Annotated in this window: 20 protein-coding genes; 4 read left to right on the top strand and 16 right to left on the bottom strand. The window is 72.9% G+C overall.

The genetic code is table 11. From position 1 onward, the window contains the following. Positions 1-210: 210 nt before the first annotated feature. Positions 211-858 carry a helix-turn-helix transcriptional regulator gene (locus tag I601_RS08385; protein ID WP_068108164.1) on the bottom strand — a complete coding sequence of 216 codons (648 nt, stop codon included), beginning with the start codon at positions 856-858 and terminating at the stop codon, positions 211-213. Between the two features lie 123 nt (positions 859-981). Beyond that, on the bottom strand, positions 982-1,263 hold the full coding sequence (locus tag I601_RS08380) for a DUF7218 family protein (protein ID WP_068108162.1): 282 nt from the start codon (positions 1,261-1,263) through the stop codon (positions 982-984). 111 nt (positions 1,264-1,374) lie between these two features. Here I601_RS08380 and I601_RS08375 point away from each other — a divergent pair, with 111 nt between their 5' ends. After that, complete coding sequence (locus I601_RS08375; protein WP_068108151.1) at positions 1,375-2,055, top strand: HAD family hydrolase; 681 nt, start codon at positions 1,375-1,377, stop codon at positions 2,053-2,055. On the opposite strand, the gene I601_RS08370 is transcribed toward I601_RS08375, so the two are convergent. Continuing rightward, positions 2,052-2,843: a hypothetical protein gene (locus I601_RS08370; RefSeq protein WP_157519977.1), complete on the bottom strand. Its 792-nt coding sequence runs from the start codon at positions 2,841-2,843 to the stop codon at positions 2,052-2,054. The genes I601_RS08375 and I601_RS08370 overlap by 4 nt on opposite strands. Positions 2,844-2,915: 72 nt before the next feature. Between I601_RS08370 and I601_RS08365 the strand changes: the two genes are divergently transcribed. After that, a complete protein-coding gene (locus I601_RS08365; RefSeq protein WP_068108149.1) occupies positions 2,916-3,788 on the top strand; it encodes an HhH-GPD family protein in 873 nt (290 codons plus the stop codon). A gap of 140 nt (positions 3,789-3,928) precedes the next feature. Here I601_RS08365 and I601_RS08360 read toward each other — a convergent pair whose 3' ends face one another. The 10 genes from I601_RS08360 to I601_RS08315 all read right to left on the bottom strand — a co-directional run bounded on the left by I601_RS08360 (position 3,929) and on the right by I601_RS08315 (position 15,444). After that, positions 3,929-6,499, bottom strand: coding sequence for an ATP-dependent Clp protease ATP-binding subunit (locus tag I601_RS08360; RefSeq protein WP_068108148.1), 2,571 nt, complete (start codon positions 6,497-6,499; stop codon positions 3,929-3,931). Positions 6,500-6,703: 204 nt separating this feature from the next. Next, the gene (locus I601_RS08355) at positions 6,704-7,051 is read right to left on the bottom strand and encodes a histone-like nucleoid-structuring protein Lsr2 (protein WP_068108147.1); all 348 of its coding nucleotides are present in this window, start codon (positions 7,049-7,051) and stop codon (positions 6,704-6,706) included. A gap of 186 nt (positions 7,052-7,237) precedes the next feature. Next, a complete protein-coding gene (locus tag I601_RS08350) occupies positions 7,238-8,029 on the bottom strand; it encodes a type III pantothenate kinase (protein WP_335582186.1) in 792 nt (263 codons plus the stop codon). 3 nt (positions 8,030-8,032) lie between these two features. Continuing rightward, positions 8,033-8,938, bottom strand: a complete 906-nt coding sequence (gene nadC, locus I601_RS08345) for a carboxylating nicotinate-nucleotide diphosphorylase (RefSeq protein WP_068108146.1) — start codon at positions 8,936-8,938, stop codon at positions 8,033-8,035. Further along, complete coding sequence (locus I601_RS08340) at positions 8,935-10,698, bottom strand: L-aspartate oxidase (RefSeq protein ID WP_068108141.1); 1,764 nt, start codon at positions 10,696-10,698, stop codon at positions 8,935-8,937. The genes nadC and I601_RS08340 overlap by 4 nt, the downstream gene beginning before the upstream one ends. Positions 10,699-10,745: 47 nt before the next feature. Next, positions 10,746-11,165 (bottom strand): aspartate 1-decarboxylase, encoded by a 420-nt coding sequence (gene panD / locus I601_RS08335; protein WP_068108138.1) that lies wholly within the window; start codon positions 11,163-11,165, stop codon positions 10,746-10,748. 5 nt (positions 11,166-11,170) lie between these two features. Beyond that, positions 11,171-12,088 (bottom strand): pantoate--beta-alanine ligase, encoded by a 918-nt coding sequence (gene panC / locus I601_RS08330; protein ID WP_068108136.1) that lies wholly within the window; start codon positions 12,086-12,088, stop codon positions 11,171-11,173. Then, positions 12,085-13,035, bottom strand: a complete 951-nt coding sequence (locus tag I601_RS08325) for a Rossmann-like and DUF2520 domain-containing protein (RefSeq protein WP_084527348.1) — start codon at positions 13,033-13,035, stop codon at positions 12,085-12,087. Before I601_RS08325 ends, panC begins: the two co-directional genes overlap by 4 nt. Positions 13,036-13,364: 329 nt before the next feature. Continuing rightward, positions 13,365-14,279 (bottom strand): glycosyltransferase, encoded by a 915-nt coding sequence (locus I601_RS08320; RefSeq protein WP_068108134.1) that lies wholly within the window; start codon positions 14,277-14,279, stop codon positions 13,365-13,367. Between the two features lie 7 nt (positions 14,280-14,286). After that, complete coding sequence (locus I601_RS08315; RefSeq protein ID WP_068108132.1) at positions 14,287-15,444, bottom strand: sulfotransferase family protein; 1,158 nt, start codon at positions 15,442-15,444, stop codon at positions 14,287-14,289. Positions 15,445-15,502: 58 nt separating this feature from the next. Between I601_RS08315 and I601_RS08310 the strand changes: the two genes are divergently transcribed. After that, positions 15,503-16,609 (top strand): glycosyltransferase family 2 protein, encoded by a 1,107-nt coding sequence (locus I601_RS08310; RefSeq protein WP_068108130.1) that lies wholly within the window; start codon positions 15,503-15,505, stop codon positions 16,607-16,609. Positions 16,610-16,634: 25 nt separating this feature from the next. On the opposite strand, the gene I601_RS08305 is transcribed toward I601_RS08310, so the two are convergent. From I601_RS08305 to I601_RS08295, 3 genes are all read right to left on the bottom strand, one after another. Continuing rightward, positions 16,635-17,576: an ABC transporter substrate-binding protein gene (locus I601_RS08305; RefSeq protein ID WP_169834674.1), complete on the bottom strand. Its 942-nt coding sequence runs from the start codon at positions 17,574-17,576 to the stop codon at positions 16,635-16,637. Between the two features lie 72 nt (positions 17,577-17,648). After that, positions 17,649-18,458, bottom strand: a complete 810-nt coding sequence (locus tag I601_RS08300; RefSeq protein WP_068108127.1) for an ABC transporter permease — start codon at positions 18,456-18,458, stop codon at positions 17,649-17,651. A 4-nt stretch (positions 18,459-18,462) separates the two neighbouring features. Further along, entirely contained in the window at positions 18,463-19,161 is a 699-nt protein-coding gene (locus I601_RS08295) for an ABC transporter permease (protein WP_068108126.1), read from the bottom strand. Between the two features lie 3 nt (positions 19,162-19,164). Between I601_RS08295 and I601_RS08290 the strand changes: the two genes are divergently transcribed. Then, a complete protein-coding gene (locus I601_RS08290; protein WP_084527346.1) occupies positions 19,165-20,166 on the top strand; it encodes an ABC transporter ATP-binding protein in 1,002 nt (333 codons plus the stop codon). The last annotated feature ends 28 nt before the right edge of the window (positions 20,167-20,194 follow it).

Below are 20,194 nucleotides of genomic sequence, written 5' to 3'. Positions count from 1 at the left end.
AGGGTCGGGGCCCCATCGCCTGGGCCGCTGCCTCGAGGGCTGCGGGCTCACGTACCGAATCACCCGGCGCTGGTGATGCTTCACCCGGTCGAGGAGTGAGTCCTCGGACGTTCGTGGCAGAGGCTAACAAGGCTCGGGACCCATCGGGCGCAGTTCCCGATTTTCTCCGACCGGTGTGACGCACCCGACTCGGTGGTGGCCGACGGCACCTCAGCCCGGGACGAGCTCGTGCTCGCTGAGCGGCGCGAGACCGTGCTCCATGCCCCAGGCCACGGCCTGGGCGCGACGCGTCACCTCGATCTTGCGGTAGGCGGCACGGATGTAGGTCTTGACCGAGTTGATGCTCAGGTAGAGCTGCGCGCCGATCTCCGAGTTCGTCAGGCCCTGGGTCACCAGGGCCAGGATCTCGGCCTCGCGCGGCGTCAGCTCGAAGTCCTCGACCGAGGAGCGGGCCACGATGCTGAGCGGGCCCGGGTCGGCCGGCATCCGGCGGCGTACGGTCGCCTCTCCCCCGTCGTGCAGGGCCTCGAGAGCCGAGACGAGGTCGGCGACCGGCAGCGCCTTGGAGAGGTGACCGGCGAACGAGCCGCGCAGCGCCCCGTCCTGGTCGCGCCAGGAGTAGACGACCGCCTGCTTCTGCGAGGCGCGGACGAGGTCGCGCAGCATCGCCTGGCTGGTGGGCGACTGACGCACCGGCTCGTAGAGGATCACGTCGACCGCGGACGGCTTGTTCATCGCCGTGCGCAGCTCGAGCAGGGTGACCCGACCCGAGAAGGGGGCGAGCAGCGCCCGCAGACCCGCGACCGACACCTCGAAGTTGTCGATGAGAGCCACCCGCACGGGTCGAGAGTTGGACACCCCCCGACCGTACCCGGGAACCAGTCACCACGCTCGTCCCGGCAGTGGTCTTTCACCTGCTCAGGTGAGGTTTTGACCCAGATTTCTAGCGGGCTGGACGGGCGGCGCGGGCCACCGTCCTCCTCAGTGCTCGCGCAGCGCCTCGATGAGCTCGTCCTTCGCCATGGTGGAGCGGCCCTCGATCTCGAGCTCGGCAGCGCGCTCGTGGAGCTCCTCGACCGTCCACTCCTCGTACGCCGGCGAGGAACCGCCTCGCGAGCCCACCTCGGAGCGCGACGACGCGGCGGCTGCGTTGGCGATGCGCGCCGACTTCTCCTTGCTGTTGCCCTCGTCGCGGAGCTTCTCGTAGAGCTCGTCGTCCTTGACGCTGGGCCCGGGGTCCTGGTCGCTGGTGTCCTTGGCCATGGACGCACGATACGAAGCCCGCCCCGGCGCACCCACGCCCGTCGGGGTGAAGTTGTCGGCCTGCGCCGCGTGTCACGGTGGCAGGGTCCCCCTCGCACCCCAAGGAGCCCCATGTCCACAGGAACCCGTGTCGACACGGTCGTCCTGGACCTCGACGGCACCCTCGTCGACTCGGTCTACCAGCACACCACCGCCTGGCGCGCCGCCTTCCGCGACGTCGGCGTCGACGTGCCCGCGCACCACATCCACCGCACCATCGGGATGGGGGGCGACCGGCTCGTCACCGCGGTGGCCGGTGAGTCGGTGGAGAAGGCCGTCGGCGACGACGTGCGCGCGCGGCACCAGGAGCGGCTCGACGAGCGGTTCCACGAGATCGTGGCCACCGACGGTGCCGCCGAGCTGCTCGAGGAGCTGCGGGTGCGCGGGTTCACCCTGGTGCTGGCGAGCTCGGCCGACAAGGAGCTGAGCGAACGGCTGCTCGATCTCGTCGAGGGCGGCGCGGCGCTGCTGCACGACCGGGTGGCGGGCGAGGAGGCCGACGCCTCGAAGCCGGCCCCGGAGCTGGTCGACCTCGCGCTGCGCTCGGTCGACGCCGACCGAGCCGTGATGCTCGGCGACACGGTCTGGGACGTGGAGTCCGCCGGCCGGGCCGGGGTGCCCTGCATCGGGCTGCGCACCGGTGGGATCAGCACCGCCGAGCTGCTCGAGGCCGGTGCGGCCAGCGTGCACGACACGCCGCGCGACCTGCTCGAGCACCTCGACGAGACGCTGCTGGGACGCGCCCAGGGCTAGGGCTGCTTCTTCTTCTTGTTCTTGTTCTTCGTGCCCTTGGTGTCCTTCTGCTCGGGCTCCGGCGCGGCGGTGATCGTGGGCGCGACCGGGGCCTCGAGCTCGAACTGCACGTCGCGCGGCTCGCCCGCGAGCGCGGCCGCCGCGACGTGGTAGAAGCCCGGCAGGGCCCACTCGGTCAACCGGCTGCACCCCTCGTCGGAGCGGCGCGAGCTCCACACGACGTCGACGGACGTGGTGCTCGCGCTGCGCAGCACCACCTCCTGGGTGGGCACCGCGCGCGGGCACTGCCGACTCGTCCAGATCTCGTCCGGTCCGGAGGAGATCTTCAGGGTCACCTGGCGCGGCGAGACCTCCCAGGTGCAGGCGATCGCATCCTGGGTCTGCAGCTCGAGGGCGATCCTCACCTGGCGCCCCGCGACCGCGTCCTCGACCACCGGCTTCACCCGCACGTCGCTGGGCAGGCACACGCCCTGCGGCTGCGGCAGCGCGGCCGGCTCGTCCTTCTTGCCCTTGCCCTTCTTGCCCTTGCCCTGGCCCGTGACCTTCCCGCCCCGGGCGTCGGCGGCGTCGCTCGTGGGCAGCGACGAACCGCCCGCAGCGCTCTCGCCGGCGCCCTGGTCGGTGTCGATGGCGGCGGCGCTCTGCACGGCCTGCTCCGGGGCCTCGTCACCGGAACCCCACCCGAACAGCCGGGCCGTCCCGAAGACGAGGACGAGGGCCACCAGCAGGACGACCACCCGGCGTCGCCAGTAGACCGCGGGCGCGTGGGATCCCCGGGTCATGCTCATGGGCGCAATCTAGCCAGCCCGACCGGGGCTGGCGCTGAGGCGCTCCGAGGCACCGGCGAGAATGAGCGCACCATGCCCGCCAGCGAGCTGCACACCCCGGTCCTGGACTGGTACGACGCCCACCAGCGCGACCTGCCCTGGCGCCGGCCCGAGGCCTCGCCCTGGTCGGTGCTGGTCTCGGAGCTGATGTTGCAGCAGACCCCGGTCGCCCGGGTGCTGCCCGTCCACCAGGCCTGGCTGGAGCGCTGGCCGACCCCGGCCGACCTGGCCGCCGAACCCACCGGCGAGGCGGTCCGCGCCTGGGGTCGGCTGGGCTACCCGCGCCGAGCGCTGCGGCTGCACGGCGCCGCGGTGGCGATCGTGGCCGAGCACGGTGGCGAGGTGCCCTCCGAGTACGCCGACCTGATCGGGCTGCCCGGGGTCGGCGACTACACCGCCGCCGCGGTGGCCAGCTTCGCGTTCGGTCGCCGCCACGTCGTGCTCGACACCAACGTGCGCCGGGTCCTGGCCCGCACCCGCCAGGGTGTCGAGCTGGCGTCGACCTCGGTGACCCGCGCCGAGCGGGAGACGGCCACCGGGCTGCTGCCCGACGACCCGGCCACCGCGGCCACCTGGGCCGTGGCGGTGATGGAGCTGGGCGCGCTCGTGTGCACCGCCTCCTCACCCCGCTGCGGCGAGTGCCCCGTCGCCGACCTGTGCGCCTGGCGCCTGGCCGGCCGGCCGGCGTACGACGGGCCGCCGCGCCGCACCCAGGCCTGGGCCGGCACCGACCGCCAGTGCCGCGGCCGGCTGATGGCGGTGCTGCGCGAGAGCGAGGGCCCCGTGCACCGCTCGGCGCTGGAGGCGGCCTGGAGCCCGGAGTCGCAGCGGGTGCGCTGCCTGGCCGGGCTGGTCGAGGACGGGCTCGCGGCCCACGTCGCACCCGACGTCTACGCGCTGCCCTGACCGGTCCGGCTCGGCCCGCGGGACGTCATGCGGGCGGGACGTCCATCGCCGCCAGACGCATGACGTCCCGGTGACGGCCCCGGACGCACGAGTGCCCCGGACCCCACGGGTCCGGGGCACTCAGCTGGAGCAGCAGTGCCTCACTCGGCGACGGGGCCGCCCTTGGGCACGTCGGCCGGGCCGGTGTCGTCGTCCGGGCCCTCGACCGCACCAGCGACCTCGAGCGGTGGCATGTCGGGCAGGGCTGCGACCTTCTGGCCCTTGAAGGTGAAGGCCGCGGCCTCCCCCTCGCCCTCGACGTCGACGAGCACGATCTGACCGGGGCCGACCTCACCGAAGAGCATCTTCTCGGCGAGCGTGTCCTCGATCTCGCGCTGCACCGTGCGGCGCAGCGGTCGGGCACCCAGGACCGGGTCGAAGCCGCGGTCGGCCAGGAGGTTCTTGGCCTTCTGGGTCAGCTCGAGGGCCATGTCACGGTCGCGCAGCCGCAGCTCCACGGACGCGATCATGTTGTCGACCATGTGCACGATCTGGTCGCGCGAGAGCGGCGGGAAGACGATGGTCTCGTCGACACGGTTGAGGAACTCGGGCCGGAAGTGCTGCTTGAGCTCCTCGCGGACCTTGCCCTTCATCAGCTCGTAGGACCCCGCGGCGTCACCACCCTGGTTGAAACCGAGGTGCACGGACTTGGCGATGTCTCGGGTACCGAGGTTCGTGGTCATGATGATGACGGTGTTCTTGAAGTCCACGACCCGACCCTGGGAATCGGTCAGACGGCCTTCCTCGAGAATCTGCAGGAGGCTGTTGAAGATGTCGGGGTGCGCCTTCTCGACCTCGTCGAAGAGCACCACGGAGAACGGCTTGCGGCGCACCTTCTCGGTGAGCTGGCCGCCCTCCTCGTAACCGACGTAGCCCGGAGGGGAACCGAAGAGCCGGCTGACGGTGTGCTTCTCGCTGAACTCGCTCATGTCGAGCTGGATCAGCGAGTCCTCGTCGCCGAAGAGGAACTCCGCGAGCGACTTGGACAGCCACGTCTTACCGACACCGGACGGACCGGCGAAGATGAACGAGCCGCCGGGGCGCTTGGGGTCCTTCAGACCCGCACGCGTACGCCGGATGGCCCGCGACAGCGCGCGCACCGCCTCGTCCTGACCGATGACGCGCTTGTGCAGCTCCTCCTCCATGTTGAGCAGGCGGGAGGACTCCTCCTCGGAGAGCTTCACGATCGGGATGCCGGTCGCGACGGCGAGCACCTCGGCGATCAGCTCCTCGTCGACCTCGGCGACCTCGTCCATGTCGCCGGCGCGCCAGGCCTTCTCGCGCTCGGCCTTCTTGAGGATCAGCTGCTTCTCCTCGTCACGCAGACGAGCGGCGGCCTCGAAGTCCTGGCCGTCGATGGCGCCCTCCTTGCGCTGGCGCACCTCGGCGATCTTGTCGTCGTACTCACGCAGGTCGGCGGGCGCGGTCATCCGGCGGATGCGCAGGCGCGAGCCGGCCTCGTCGATGAGGTCGATGGCCTTGTCCGGCAGGAACCGGTCGGAGATGTAGCGGTCCGACAGGGTCGCGGCCGAGACCAGCGCCTGGTCGGTGATCGTGACGCGGTGGTGGGCCTCGTAGCGGTCGCGCAGCCCCTTGAGCATCTCGATGGTGTGCGCGATCGACGGCTCGGCGACCTGGATCGGCTGGAAGCGGCGCTCGAGCGCAGCGTCCTTCTCCAGGTGCTTGCGGTACTCGTCGAGCGTGGTGGCACCGATGGTCTGCAGCTCACCGCGGGCCAGCATCGGCTTGAGGATGCTGGCGGCGTCGATGGCGCCCTCGGCCGCGCCGGCCCCGACGAGGGTGTGGATCTCGTCGATGAACAGCACGATGTCGCCGCGGGTCTTGATCTCCTTGAGCACCTTCTTGAGGCGCTCCTCGAAGTCACCGCGGTAGCGCGAGCCGGCCACCAGCGCACCCAGGTCGAGGGTGTAGATCTGCTTGTCCTTCAGCGTCTCGGGCACGTTGCCCTTGACGATGTCGGCGGCCAGACCCTCCACGACGGTGGTCTTGCCGACGCCGGGCTCGCCGATGAGCACCGGGTTGTTCTTCGTGCGCCGCGAGAGGATCTGCATGACCCGCTCGATCTCCTGGTCGCGGCCGATGACGGGGTCGAGCTTGCCGTCCCGGGCGTCCTGGGTCAGGTTGCGCCCGAACTGGTCGAGGACCAGCGAGGACGACGGCGCCTCGCCGCCACCGGCGGTGGCCGCAGCGGCCGAGGCCGAGGACTCCTTGCCCTGGAAGCCGGAGAGCAGCTGGATGACCTGCTGGCGCACCCGGTTGAGGTCGGCGCCGAGCTTCTGCAGCACCTGGGCGGCGACGCCCTCCCCCTCGCGGATCAGCCCGAGCAGGATGTGCTCGGTGCCGATGTAGGAGTGGCCGAGCTGGAGCGCCTCGCGCAGCGAGAGCTCGAGCACCTTCTTGGCGCGGGGGGTGAAGGGGATGTGACCGCTCGGGGCCTGCTGGCCCTGACCGATGATCTCCTCGACCTGCGCGCGCACGGCCTCCAGCGAGATGTCGAGGCTCTCCAGGGCCTTCGCGGCCACGCCCTCGCCCTCGTGGATCAGGCCGAGCAGGATGTGCTCGGTGCCGATGTAGTTGTGGGAGAGCATGCGGGCCTCTTCCTGGGCCAGCACGACCACCCGACGGGCTCGGTCGGTAAACCGCTCGAACATGGGCATCGCTCCTCAAGCTGTGTGGGGGTTCCCCGCCGGTCGTCCGGTGGTGGAGACACTTCTTCCAACCCCACGAACAGCCTACGCGTTCCCACCTACACCCGGTCATCCGTCCGCTGACAGCGAACGGCCCCCGGGCGGCTCCCGGCGACAGGGTCGCCCGGAGCCCGCCGGGGGGCCGTCGGAGTGCGGTGGCGCAGTCGGTCAGTGCGCGGCGTCGTACGCCTCGCGCACCTCGGCGCTGACGCGGCCCCGCTCGGAGACCTCCATGCCGCGCTCGCGCGCCCACTCCCGGATCTCCTTGGCGTTGGAGCCCGATCCGTTCGAGCCGCCGGCAGCGCTGGGCGACGAGCGGCGCGCGCCGCTGCGACGGGTGCCGGAGACCTTGCGGGCGTGGCCGACGTAGCGGGCGAACGCGTCACGCATCGTGGCGGCGTTCTCCTCGGTCAGGTCGATCTCGTAGGAGGTGCCGTCGAGGGCGAACGACACCGTCTCGTGCGCCTCGGAACCGTCGAGGTCGTCCTCGAGAATGATCTGGACCTTCTGTGCCATGTGTTTCCCCATTCGAGATCAGCAATACCGGATCGAGCCCGTTTCCAACAAAGATATCTTGTCAGAAAGGACAACGCGATTCCAATTCAATGCTGATATCGCAGACCTGATCTCGGCAAAGAAAGCTCGAATCCCTTTGCATTGTCGCCGCCGCATTCCCATCGGGCCGGCTCCCACCGCGGGGGATCAGCGGTTGCGGTCGAAGACCAGGCCGAGACCGCGCAGGGTCAGCCAGGGGTCGTGGGCGGTGAAGACGGAGCACTCCTCGAGCACCAGCGGGGCCAGGTAGCCGGTGGCGATCACGCTCACGTCGGAGACGGCGACACCGAGCTCGCCGACCATGCGGTGCACCAGCCCCTCGACCTGGGCGGCGGCGCCGAAGACCATCCCGGACTGGAGCGCCTCGACGGTGTTCTTGGCGATCACGGTGCGGGGTCGGGCCAGCTCTACCTGGCGCAGCTGCGCGCCGCGCCGCCCGAGCGCCTCGAGGCTGATCTCGATGCCGGGGGCGATCGCGCCGCCGACGTACTGGCCCCGGGCGCTCACGACGTCGAAGGTGGTGGCGGTGCCGCCGAAGTCGACGACGATCGCGGGGCCGGGGTGCAGGGTGGCGGCGGCCACCGCGTTGATGATGCGGTCGCTGCCGACCTCGCGCGGGTTGTCCATGAGCACCGGGACGCCGGTGCGCACGCCCGGCTCGACCACGACCCGGGGCACGTCGCCGAGGTGCGAGGCGAGCATGTCGCGCCACTCGTGCAGCACCGAGGGCACTGTCGAGCAGACCGCGATGCCCTCGATCTCGGAGGTCTGGCGCCCGAGCAGCCCGCGCAGCAGCACCGCCCACTCGTCGGCCGTACGCCGCTCGTCGGTGCCGACGCGCCAGTGCGCCAGGACCTCGTGGCCCGGGGCGCCCTCCGACGGCTCGAGCAGCCCCAGCACCGTGTGGGCGTTGCCGATGTCGGCCGCGAGCAGCACCACGGCTCAGCCCTCGCGGAAGTCGAGGCCGAGGTCGAAGACGCGCACCGAGTGGGTCAGCGCCCCCACCGAGATGAAGTCGACCCCGGTCGCGGCGACCGCGCCGGCGCGCTCCAGCGTCAGCCCGCCCGAGGCCTCGAGGGTGGCCCGCCCGGCGCTGATCCGCACCGCCTCGGCCATCGTCTCGTCGTCCATGTTGTCGAGCAGCACCTCGGTGCAGCCGGCCTCCAGCACCGCACGCAGCTCGTCGAGGTCGGTGACCTCGACCTCGACGCGCACCTCGGGCGAGCGGGCGCGCACGGCCTCGTAGGCGGCGACCACACCGCCAGCGGCCACCACGTGGTTGTCCTTGACCATGGCGCGGTCGACCAGGCTCATCCGGTGGTTCAGCCCGCCGCCGCAGCGCACGGCGTACTTCTGCAGCGAGCGCCAGCCGGGCAGCGTCTTGCGGGTGTCGAGCACCCGGGCGGAGGTGCCCTCCAGCGCGGCGACCCAGGCGGCGGTCGCGGTGGCGACCCCGGAGAGGTGGGAGGCGAAGTTGAGCGCCGTGCGCTCGGCGGTCAGCACGCCCGCGACCGGGCCGGCCACGCTGAGCACGACGTCGCCGGGGCGCACGTGGGTGCCGTCGGGGACCCGGGAGCGGACCTCGAGGTCGCGACCGATCCCGTAGCGGAACGCCATCTCGGCGATGCCGAGCCCGGCCACGACGCCCTCCTCGCGGGAGACCACGTCGGCCACGGCGTGGCCCATCGGCGGCATCGCCGCGCTGGTGACGTCGACCGCCCCGCCGGGCAGGTCCTCGTCGAAGGCGTCGGCGACGTGGGCGTGCACGGCACGCGGGTCCAGGCCGGCCGCGGCGAGCTCTTCCACGAGCGGTCGCGGCAGGTCGCCGAGCGAGCTGCGGGCGATCATGCGGTCTCCTCCACGGGGTCGGTCAGGGGGTCGGTCAGGGGGTCGGTCAGGGGGTCGGTCTGCGGGTCCGGCTCCACCAGGGCGTCGCTCGCCGGCGCGGGTGCGAACTCGATGGTGCCGACCCCGTCGCGCATCACCACGTCGAGGTGGCCGGCCCAGTCGGCGTCGTCGCGCTCGGGGTGGTCCTCGCGCCAGTGCGACCCGCGGGTCTCCTCGCGCCGGGTCGCGGCCTCGGCGAGGGCGGCGCTGATGGTCAGCAGGTTGGTGGTCTCCCAGGCGGCGACATCGACGGTGTCCGCGGGGCGCTCGACCAGCGCGTCGAGCCGGGCCGTGGCCTCCTCGAGACCGGCGGCGGTGCGCAGCACGCCCACCCGCGAGGTCATCACCTCCTGCACCTCACGGCGTACGCCGCTGGCGACGAGGCCCGCGGTGCGCCCGTCGGGTGCCGGCTCGGCCCAGGGCCGCAGCTCGGCGGGCAGCACGGTGGCGATGCGGCGGGAGAAGACCAGGCCCTCGAGCAGCGAGTTGGAGGCCAGCCGGTTGGCGCCGTGCACGCCGGAGCAGGCCGCCTCGCCGGTGGCGTAGAGGCCGGGCAGGTCGGAGCGGCCCCACACGTCGGTGCGCACCCCGCCCGAGGCGTAGTGGCAGGCCGGCGCGACCGGGATCAGGTCGGTGACGGGGTCGACGCCGTGCGAGCGGCACACGGCCAGGATCGTGGGGAAGCGCCGCTCCCAGAACGCGGCGGCGCCCTCGGGACCGCCGAGGTGGCGCGCGTCGAGCCACATGTGCGGCAGCCCGGTCTCGAGCATCCGGCGCATGATCGCCTTGGCGACGACGTCGCGCGGGGCGAGGTCGGCCAGCGGGTGCACGCCCTGCATGAAGCGGTCCCCGTCGGGCCCGACGAGGAAGGCGCCCTCGCCGCGCACCGCCTCGGAGATCAGCGGCTGCTGACCCACGGAGTCGGGGCCCAGGTACATCACGGTCGGGTGGAACTGCACGAACTCCAGGTCGCGCAGGCTCGCCCCGGCGCGCAGCGCCAGCGCCGTCCCGTCGCCGGTGGAGACCGCGGGGTTGGTGGTCTGGGAGAAGACCTGGCCCAGGCCACCGCTGGCGAGCACCACCGCACGGCAGCGCACGGCGCCGACGCCGTCGCGCTGGCCCTCCCCCATCACGTGCAGGGTCACTCCGGCCACGGCGCCGTCGGCGTCGAGCAGCAGGTCGACGGCCAGCGCGTGCTGGATCACCTCGATGTCGGGGGCCCGCTCGACCGCCGCGACCAGGGCGCGCTGGATCTCGGCGCCGGTGGCGTCGCCGCCGGCGTGCGCGATCCGGTCGCGGTGGTGGCCGCCCTCGCGGGTCAGCGACAGGGCGCCCTGCGGGTCGAGGTCGAACTGGGCGCCGAGCGCGATCAGCTCGCGCACGGCCTCAGGACCCTCGGTGACGAGGGCCCGCACGGCCTCGAGGTCGCAGCCGCCGGCGCCGGCGACGAGGGTGTCGCGCTCGTGCTGCTCGGGGGTGTCCTCCGGGCCGAGCGCCGCGGCGATGCCGCCCTGCGCCCAGCGCGTCGAGCCCGCGGAGAGCACGTCCTTGGTCACGACCAGGACCTTCTCGCCGGGCGGCAGCGCCGCCTCGAGGCGCAGGGCCGCGGTCAGTCCGGCGATGCCGGAGCCGATGACCACGACGTCGGCCGAGGTGGTCCAGCCGGGCTCGGGCGCGCTAAGCCGGCCGGGGACGCGGCGTACGGGGCGAGGGGTGGGCATCGCGTCAGGCTAGTCGCAGGGCAGGACCCGGCTGCGGGTCGACCGGCTCAGCGGCCCGCGGTGACGTCGCCGCGCACCAGGCCCGGGCCCTCGAAGGTCTCCGCCGGGTCGAAGCCGGTGGCCAGGATCTTGTTGTCGCCGTCGACGAAGACGACGTGCGGCTGGTGCTCGCGGGCCTCGGCGGTCTCCATCTGCCCGTAGGCGATGAGGATGACCAGGTCGCCGGGGTGCACGAGGCGGGCCGCGGCGCCGTTGATGCCGATCACGCCGGAGCCTCGCTCGCCGGCGATCGTGTAGGTCTCGAGGCGGGCGCCGTTGGTGATGTCGACGATGTGGACCAGCTCGCCGGCCAGCAGGTCGGCGGCGTCGAGGAGGTCCTCGTCGACGGTCACCGAGCCCACGTAGTGCAGGTCGGCCTGGGTCACCGTGGCGCGGTGGATCTTGCTCGTCATCATCGTGCGCAGCATCGGGGTCACTCCTGGTGGGGGTCGGTGGACGAGGGCGAGGAGGCCGGCCCGGCGGCAGGGACGCCGAGGACCAGGGGGACGTTGTCGATCAGGCGGGTGGAGCCGACGCGGGCCGCGATGAGGGCCCGCGCCTCGGTGCCGGCAGCGGGGTCGTCGGGCAGGACGTCGAGGGCGGGGTCGGTGACCTCGAGGTAGTCCAGGTCGACGCCGGCGGCGTCGCGCAGCTCCTCGCGGGCGGCGTCGAGGGCGACCTTCGCGCCGAACGACGCCTGGTCGGCGGCGGCGCCCAGCGCGCGGCTCAGCGCCACGGCCTGGAGCCGCTGCTCGGGGTCGAGGTGGACGTTGCGGCTCGACATCGCCAGGCCGTCGTCCTCGCGACGGGTCTCGGCGCCGACGACCTCGACGTCCAGGCACAAGTCGGCCACCATCCGCCGGATCAGCACCAGCTGCTGGTAGTCCTTCTGGCCGAAGACCGCCACGTCGGGGCGCACCAGGCCGAGGAGCTTGGCCACGACGGTGAGCACGCCGCGGTAGTGGCCCGGGCGGGTGCGGCCCTCGAGGACGTCGCCGAGGGGGCCGGGGTGCACGGTGACCTGCGGCTCCCCGCCGGGGTAGACCTCGTCGACCCCCGGGGCGAAGACGACGTCGACGCCCTCGCGGGCGCAGACCTCGAGGTCGGCCTCCAGGGTGCGGGGGTAGGAGTCGAGGTCGGCGGCCTCGCCGAACTGCAGCGGGTTGACGAAGACCGAGACGACGACCGGCCCGGCGCCGACCCGCTCGCGGGCCAGGCGCATGAGCGAGGCGTGCCCGTCGTGCAGGGCGCCCATCGTCGGCACCAGGGCGACCCGCTCCCCCGTCCGCCGGGCGGCGGCGAGGTGGGCGGCGAGCTCAAGGCGGGTGCGGACGAGGGTCGGCCCGCTCACCGCACGTCCCGCTGCGCCGCGGGACCGGTCGACGTGACCCGGGAGGCGGTGGCGTGGCCGGTGGAGTCGTCGTGGGCGTGCTCGTCGAGCAGCTCGTGGATGCGCATCGCGCGCAGCGGCACGATCCGCCCGTCGGTGACCGCGCGGCCCAGCGTCGCGCGCGCCAGGGCGACGTACGACGCCTTGGTCTGCGGGGCGTTGGCGCTGATGTCCTCGAGGTGGGCGCGCACCGTGCCCAGGTCGCCGCGCACGATCGGACCCGTCAGGGCGGCGTCGCCGTGCTCGAGGGCGTTGTCGAGGGCCGCGACCAGCAGCGGGCGCAGGGTGCCGGCCGGGTCGTCGGCACCGGCGGCGGCGAGCATCTCCATCGCCTCGGTGACCAGGGTGACCAGGTGGTTCGCGCCGTGCGCGAGACCGGCGTGGTAGAGGGTGCGCATCTGCTCGGGCACCCACATCGGGCGCCCCCCGAGGTCGTGGACGAGGCGCTCGGCCACCTCCCGCTCGGCGTCGTCGGCGGTGAGCCCGAACACGCACCCCGAGAGCCGCTCCAGGTCGAGGGCGGTGCCGGTGAAGGTCATCGCCGGGTGGATCGCGGCGGTGCGGGCACCGGCCGCACGGGCGGGCTCCAGCACGGCGAGCCCGTGGCGCCCGGAGGTGTGCACGACGAGCTGGCCCTCGTGCAGCGCGCCGGCGCCGGCGAGGGTGCTGACGACGTTGGCGAGCATGTCGTCGGGCACGGTGAGCAGCAGCAGGTCGCAGGCCCGGGCCACGGCGGTCGGCTTGTCGTTCGCGACGCCGGGCAGCAGCGTGGCGATGCGGTGCAACGACGCGTCGGAGTCACCGGCAGCAGCCACGACGTCGTGGCCGGCGGAGCGCAGGCGGGCGGCGAGGACGGCGCCGACGCGTCCAGCGCCGACGACCCCCACCCGGAAGACGGGGAGAGACATGATCAGAACCTTTCGTTCCAGTCCCTCCGACCACCCCCTCCTCGGTGCTGCGGTGCAGCGGTGGCTCGGGGGCCGGTGTGGGTACCGGACGTCGTGCTCGTCAGATACGCCGAGAACGCTACGCCTCCACGCGCCGCCGCGTAACCCACCCGCGTGTGACCTGACCCACCCGCGGACGCTGGTCGAGCAGGGAGGGCCGAAGGCTCGAGTGTCGTCGAGACCCCGTGACCGTCCGGCGTACGGCGAGCGCGGCCGTCACCGGGCCTCGACGACGCTCCTCGACGACGCTCGTCGCTGCTCGACCAACGACGTCGAGCAGCGGCGGTGGGTCAGCCCACCTGGAGGGGGCGGGGGGCGTGCGGGAGCCAGTGCCGGGTGACGTGGTCGACGACGTGCACGCCCTCGGGGGCGCGGATCTCGTGCACGCCGGGCGGCACGGTGCCCTCCTTGAGCGCGTGGAAGACCGCCCACTCGCGGCGCTTGCGGCGGTTGCGCCAGGAGGTCGCGAAGGACGCCGGGTCGGTCCAGTGCGCGAACTCGTCGCCGTGGAGGTACTTCAGCTCCACGCACAGCCCCTGCGGCAGGCCCATGGTCCGGCAGTGCTCCGGGGTCGAGCGGATCTCCCACTCGAAGGCCTTGGTGAACACGAAGTCGGGGCCGACGGGGTAGCCCCACTCCTCGGCGTTGCGCAGCCCGAGGTCGAGGTAGGCCAGCGACTCGTCCTCGATGTAGAGGCCGTGGCGGGGCACCCGGATGATCGTCTGCACCCCACCCACCTGCCAGGTCAGGTCGGCCATCGACACCTCGCCCTCGGTGGTCAGGACCATGTCGCCGTCCCACTTCCAGGAGTAGCGGGTGCCGACCTGGGCGAAGCACCAGTTGTAGAAGTACGACAGCGAGTGCACCGACAGCTCGTGGGCCGCCAGGTGCTCGGCACCGGCGCGCGCCACCTCGAACGGGTACGACGCCTGGGTGAGCTTCGCCGACAGCCCCAGGTCGGCGGCGGTGCGGGCCGCCACCTCGGCGGTGCCGTCGGTGGAGCCGTTGTCGACCACGATCACGTGGTCGGTCGCGCGCAGCAGCGGCGGCAGCACGAACGGCAGCGACGGCGCCTCGTCCTTGACCCGCAGCACCGCGGTGCTGCCCGGGCGCAGCCCGCCGGGCCGGTTCCAGGGCCAGGTGATGTCGAAGTCGTGGTGGCCCTCGATGTTCGTGAGGCCCTCGGCGTTGCGGATCGCGTTCACGGCGCGCTCAGCGCTCGCGCCCGGCGACCTTGCGCAGCCCGCGCCGCACGCTCGGCGGGATCGCGGCGCGCAGCCCGTGCGGGATCCGGTCGGCGGCGGAGCCCGCCTCGGGGGCCGGGTCGGCGGTCGATGCGGCCGGCGCCGGTCCGTTCTTGTCGCGGCCGCGGCGGGACTTCTGCTCGGCGGCCACCACCGAGGAGCGCGAGATCGCCTCCGACTCCTCGTAGAGGTCGACGTAGGTCTCGCGGATCTGGTCGAGCGCCTGGTGCACCTCGGGCTGGTCGCCGCCGGGCTCGGCGAGCTTGTTGAGCTCGTTCCAGGTCTCCGCGGTCAGGTCGTGCAGCCGCTTCGGCAGGCCGAGGTCCTCCAGCGAGCCGCTGACCCGGCGCAGGCCGGGGTCGACGAACCGGTGGCCGTCGCGGATCCGCTCCGACTTGGCGTTGACGATGTGCTGCAGGCCGAGCGTCTCCCCGACGTGGCTGGTCGCCCTGACCCAGTCGTCGAGCAGGTCGCCGTAGCGCACGAAGACGCGCCCGCCGTCGGCCACGGACTCCCGGGTGGCGCGCTCGGTGTGCAGCAGCATGTTGAGCCATGAGGCCGCGAGGTGCGCGGAGCCGAGGCGGTTGGCGTAGTACTTCTGCTTGCTGCCGACGACCTCCGAGGGCGGGCGCAGCATGGTCGCGAAGACGGGCGTGGCGTCGCAGCGGATGGCCGCGACCCGCCACAGCGAGAGGAACCAGCTCAGCCGCGGGTCCTTGACGACGAGCTCGGGGTTGACCGCGAAGTGGCCCTCGAGCCACTCGGCGGTGGCGATCCGCTCCGGCTCCCGGGCCGAGACGCGGCCGGTCTCGAACCAGGCGTCGGGACGCGAGTCGCTGACCTGCACCATCGCCTCGCGCAGCAGGCGGGTGTGGTGCTCGACGGCCCAGGCCGGCTCGGCGAAGCCCTTGGGGTTCGTCTCGTCGGGCTCGACCTCGGGCTGCGGGACGTGCAGGCCCAGGATCTTCATCAGCCCGGCCATCGTGCTGGTGCCGGAGCGACCCGCCCCGGCGACGAAGAGGACCTTGCGGGGGTAGCTCGCCGGATCCGGGTCGGCGGGCACGGCGAAGGCGTCGGCCTGGGCTGCGGCCGGGGTGGCGGACTGGGCTGCGGGCTGGTCACTCACGGGAGGCGATGCTATCCCCGCCCACGCCGCAGCGCCCGTCCTGGATAGCGTGGCACCCATGAAGTTCGGGCGGCGAGCGCCGCTGCTGAGCGTGGTCGTGCCCGTCTACGACGTCGCCGACTACCTCCCGGCGTGCCTGGACAGCCTGCTCGCCCAGACCTACCGGCCGCTCGAGGTCGTCGTCGTCGACGACGGCTCCCCCGACGACTCGGGCGCGATCGCGGACGCCTACGCGGCCCGGCACCCCGAGATCACGGTGCTGCACACCGGGAACTACGGCCTCGGCGCGGCCCGCAACACCGGCGTCGCGCACGCCCGCGGCGCGCTGCTCGGCTTCGCCGACTCCGACGACGTGGTGCCCCCCGAGGCGTACGCCGTGCTGGCCCGCGCGCTGCGGGGGCGCGAGGTCGACCTCGCGACCGGCTCGATCGTGCGGTGGGAGGACGGCGCGCTCGTCGAGCCGCCCTGGATGCGTCGGCTGCACCACGAGCGCCGCACGGTGCGCATCGAGGAGCACCCCGAGGTGCTCGGCGACGTGTTCGCGTGGAACAAGCTCTACCGCCGCTCGTTCTGGGACGACCACGCGCTGTCGTGGCCCGAGGGGGTGCGCTACGAGGACCAGCCGACCACCACCCGGGCCTTCTTGGCCGCCCGCCGCTTCGCGGTGCTGCCCGAGGTCGTCTACCACTGGCGGATCCGCTCCGACGGAACCTCCATCACCCAGCAGCGCTCGTCGGTCGAGGACCTGCGCGACCGGTGGCGCACCAAGCAGATGGCGCTGGCCAGCGTCGAGGCGCACGGCTCCCCCGAGGTCACCGAGGTCTTCCGCGACCGCGTGCTCGCCGGCGACCTGCACCGCTACTTCACCGAGATCCCCGGCTGCCCCGACGAGTGGTGGGCGCTGCTGCACGAGGGCGTCGTGGCTCTGTGGGGCAACCGCTCACTGGTGCACTCCGGGCTGCCCCCGGTGCACCGGCTGACCGGGTGGCTGGTCGAGCAGGGCCGGCGCAGCGACGCCGCGGCCGTGATGACCTACGCGGCCCGGCACCCCGGGCCGGTCCCGCGCCACGACACCCCGGCCGGCGCGGTCATCGACGTACCGCTCCCGGACGGCGCAGCGCCCGTGCCGCACGAGGCCGTGGCCCTGCGCGCGCACGAGCGCTGAGTCGACGCTCCCGAGGGAGCAGACGTCAGAGCAGGCCCTCGGACTCCAGGAAGTCGCGGGCGACGTCCTCGGCCTTCTCGCGGTCCAGCGACATCCGGCCGTTGAGCTCGGTGAGCTTGTCGGTGGTCAGGGCCGCCATCAGCTCGTTGAGCAGGTCCTCGACGTCCGCGTTGTCCTCGAGGAAGTCCTGGGAGACGGCGGGCACCAGGTTCTGCGCGGGCTGGATCTCCTGGTCGTCGTCGAGGACGACGAGGCCCAGGGACTCCAGGGTGCCGTCGGTGGTGCTGGTCTGGCCCAGGTCGGACTCGCCCTTGAGGACCGACTGGTAGGTCTGGTCGCCGGCGTAGCCGAGCGGCAGCACCTTGGTGACGTCGATGCCGTACTCGTTGCTGAGCCCGGCCTCGCAGTCGAGGCGGCCCTTGCAGTCGGGGGCGGCCGCGAGGACGACGGACTCGCCCTCGAGGTCGGAGAGCACCGACCAGCCCTCCTCGTCGGCCCGCTCCTGGGAGACGAAGTAGGCGTTGGTGTCGGTGGCCTCCGAGAGGTCGAGCAGCTCGATGCCGGCCGTGTCGAGGAGGTCCGCACCCTTCTCGGCCAGCTCCTCGCCGTCACCGGCCACGATCGGCTCGCCGGAGCCCTCGTCGCTGGTGTCGTTGAGGTAGTTCACGATGCCGCCGACGTACTCCGGGACGATGTCGACGTCGCCGGGGAAGGTGGCCATGTAGGCGTCGCGCGAGTCGACGAGCTGGACCGTCGGGTCGTAGCCGGCGTCGGCGAGCAGCAGCTCGTACATCGAGGCCACCAGCGCGGCCTCGGGGAACGACTGCGAGGCGATGGTCACCGCTCCGCCGCCGCTGCCGCTGGTCGAGGTGTCCTCGCTGGCGTCGTCGGCGAGGTCGTCTCCGGCGCATGCGGCCAGGAGGAGGGCGCCGGCGGAGACCACCGCGGCCAGGGAACGTCGCACCATCATGGGGGTCCTACCTTCTGTGTCCCGCGGGTCGACCCCGCGCGTGTCCGGTCAGCGGGTGACGCCCGCTGCTCACCCGCCCGATGAGGCGGCTGCCTCCAGCGTAGGCGCCTCCGAGGACACCCGGCCCTCACCCCTGCGCGCACGGCCGTTGCCGGACCCGGCCCGGGTCGCGCGCCCCAGGGGGTCCAGCAGGCGCTGCGCCCCGGCCGCCCCGAGCTCGAGCAGCAGCGCCACCACGGCGACCACGATCGCCCCGGCGATGCCCTTGCCGTAGTCGGTGCGGAAGAACCCGTCGGTGATGACCCGCCCGAGGCCCGGACCGGCGACCAGCGCCGCGATCGTGGCCGTCGCCCAGACCTGCACCAGCGCCAGGCGCACGCCCGACATCACCAGCGGCAGGGCCAGCGGCAGCTCGGCGCGCCGGAACTGCTGCCAGCCACTCATCCCCATGCCCCGGGCCGACTCGCGCACGTCGGCCGGCACCTCGCGCACGGCGACGTAGGCGTTGGTGATCAGCGGGGGCAGTGCGAAGAGCGCCAGGGCGACCAGGGTCGAGATGCCGGCACGCCCGAAGGGGCCGACGGTGCCGGTGCCGGGGAACGCGCCGGCGGTCCAGCCCCAGGGGTCGCCGCTCACGAAGATCGCGAGCAGCGCGAAGGTCGGCACCGCGCGACCGACGTTGGAGATGTTGATGGCCAGGAACCCACCGCGCCCCAGGTGGCCCAGCCACAGGGCGATCGGCAGGCCGACCAGCATCGCGGCCAGCAGGGCGGTGACGGTGATCAGCAGCTGCTGGACCAGCAGCTGCAGCATCCCTCCCGATCCGGACCAGTTGTCGGCCTCGCGCAGGTAGGCGAGGGCGTCGAGGAGCACGTTCACGCGATCAGCCCGCCGTCCGGGTCCAGGGCGTCAGCAGACGCTGGGAGAGCACGATCAGGACGTCGAGCAGCACCGCGAGCACCACGCAGAGGACGGCCGCGGTGAGCAGCTGGGCGCGGAAGTTGCTCTGCACCCCGTCGGCGATCAGGTTGCCCAGACCCCCGTAGGCGACCAGGGAGCCGACGGTCGTCAGCGCCACGGTCGAGACGGTGGCCACCCGCAGCCCCGCCATCACGACCGGCACCGCGAGCGGCAGCTCGATGCGCAGCAGCAGCCGCCCGTCGCCGTACCCGAGCCCACGGGCGGACTCGCGGACCTCCTCCGGCACCGCCCGCAGCCCCTCGAGGATCGCGCGCACCAGGATCGTGAGCGCGTAGAGCCCCAGCCCGATGACCACGGTGGTGGGGCTGAGGCCGGTGAAGGGGACCAGCAGCGGGAAGAGCGCCAGCGAGGGCACCGTGTAGAGGCCCGTGCTGACCCCCAGGACGGCGCTCTCCAGGCGCGGCACCCGGCGGGCCAGCAGGGCCAGCGGCATCGACAGGGCCAGCGCGAAGGCGACCGAGGCGAGCGTGATCGCCACGTGCTCGATGGTCGCCTCGACGATCTCGGGGCGGTAGTCGACCACGTAGTCCCAGCACAGCCACTCGTTGGTGAGACGCCCGTAGCAGCTCGGCCCGTCGGCGGCCTGCGCGAGTAAGGTCACCGCATGGACGCTACCGGGTCAGCACCCGCGAACGTGATGATCCGCCTCTCCGGCGTGGGCAAGCGCTACGACGACGGGACGGTCGCCGTGCAGGACCTCGACCTCGAGGTGCTCGAGGGCGAGATGGTCGTGCTCGTGGGCCCCTCGGGGTGCGGCAAGTCGACGACCCTGAAGATGATCAACCGGCTCATCGAGCCCAGCACCGGCACGATCGAGATCGACGGGCGCGACGTGACCACCGCCGACCCCGTCGAGCTGCGCCGCGGGATCGGCTACGTCATCCAGCAGATCGGGCTCTTCCCGCACCAGAAGATCATCACCAACGTGATGACAGTGCCGCTGCTGTACGGGGAGTCGAAGGCGACCGCGCGCGCCCGCGCCACCGAGCTGCTCGAGCTCGTCGGGCTCGACCCCGCGCTGCACGCCGAGCGCTACCCCCACCAGCTCTCCGGGGGTCAGCGCCAGCGCGTCGGTGTCGCCCGCGCCCTGGCCGCCGACCCGCCGGTGCTGCTGATGGACGAGCCCTTCGGCGCCGTCGACCCCGTCGTGCGGGTCCGGTTGCAGGAGGAGTTCCTGCGCCTGCAGCGCGACCTGGGCAAGACCGTCGTGATGGTCACCCACGACATCGATGAGGCGGTGCGGATGGGCCACCGGGTCGCGGTCTTCGCCGAGGGCGGCCGGCTCGCGCAGTACGGCACACCCGCGGAGCTCCTCGCCCACCCCGCTGACGAGTTCGTCGCCGACTTCGTCGGCTCCGAGAAGAGCCTGCGGCGACTGAGCGTCGTACCCCTGCGGCGCGAGCACCTGGAGCCGATGGACGGCGTCAGCGCCGGTCAGCTCGGCGCGGCCATCGACCTCGACACCAGCCTCGAGGGCGCCCTGGTGCACCTGCTGGGCAGCGACAAGTCGATGGTCGGGGTGCGCGAGGGCGTGCAGTTCGTCGGCGTGCTGACCCCCGCCGGGGTGCACCGCGCGCTCCGCGCGTCGCTGGCCGAGCAGGCCTGAGCGGCGCCTCGCCTCCGGCTGGCCGGGA

The sequence above is a fragment of the Nocardioides dokdonensis FR1436 genome, from assembly GCF_001653335.1.
GTDB lineage: Bacteria > Actinomycetota > Actinomycetes > Propionibacteriales > Nocardioidaceae > Nocardioides > Nocardioides dokdonensis.
This window is presented reverse-complemented; position numbering and strand designations above follow the sequence as displayed.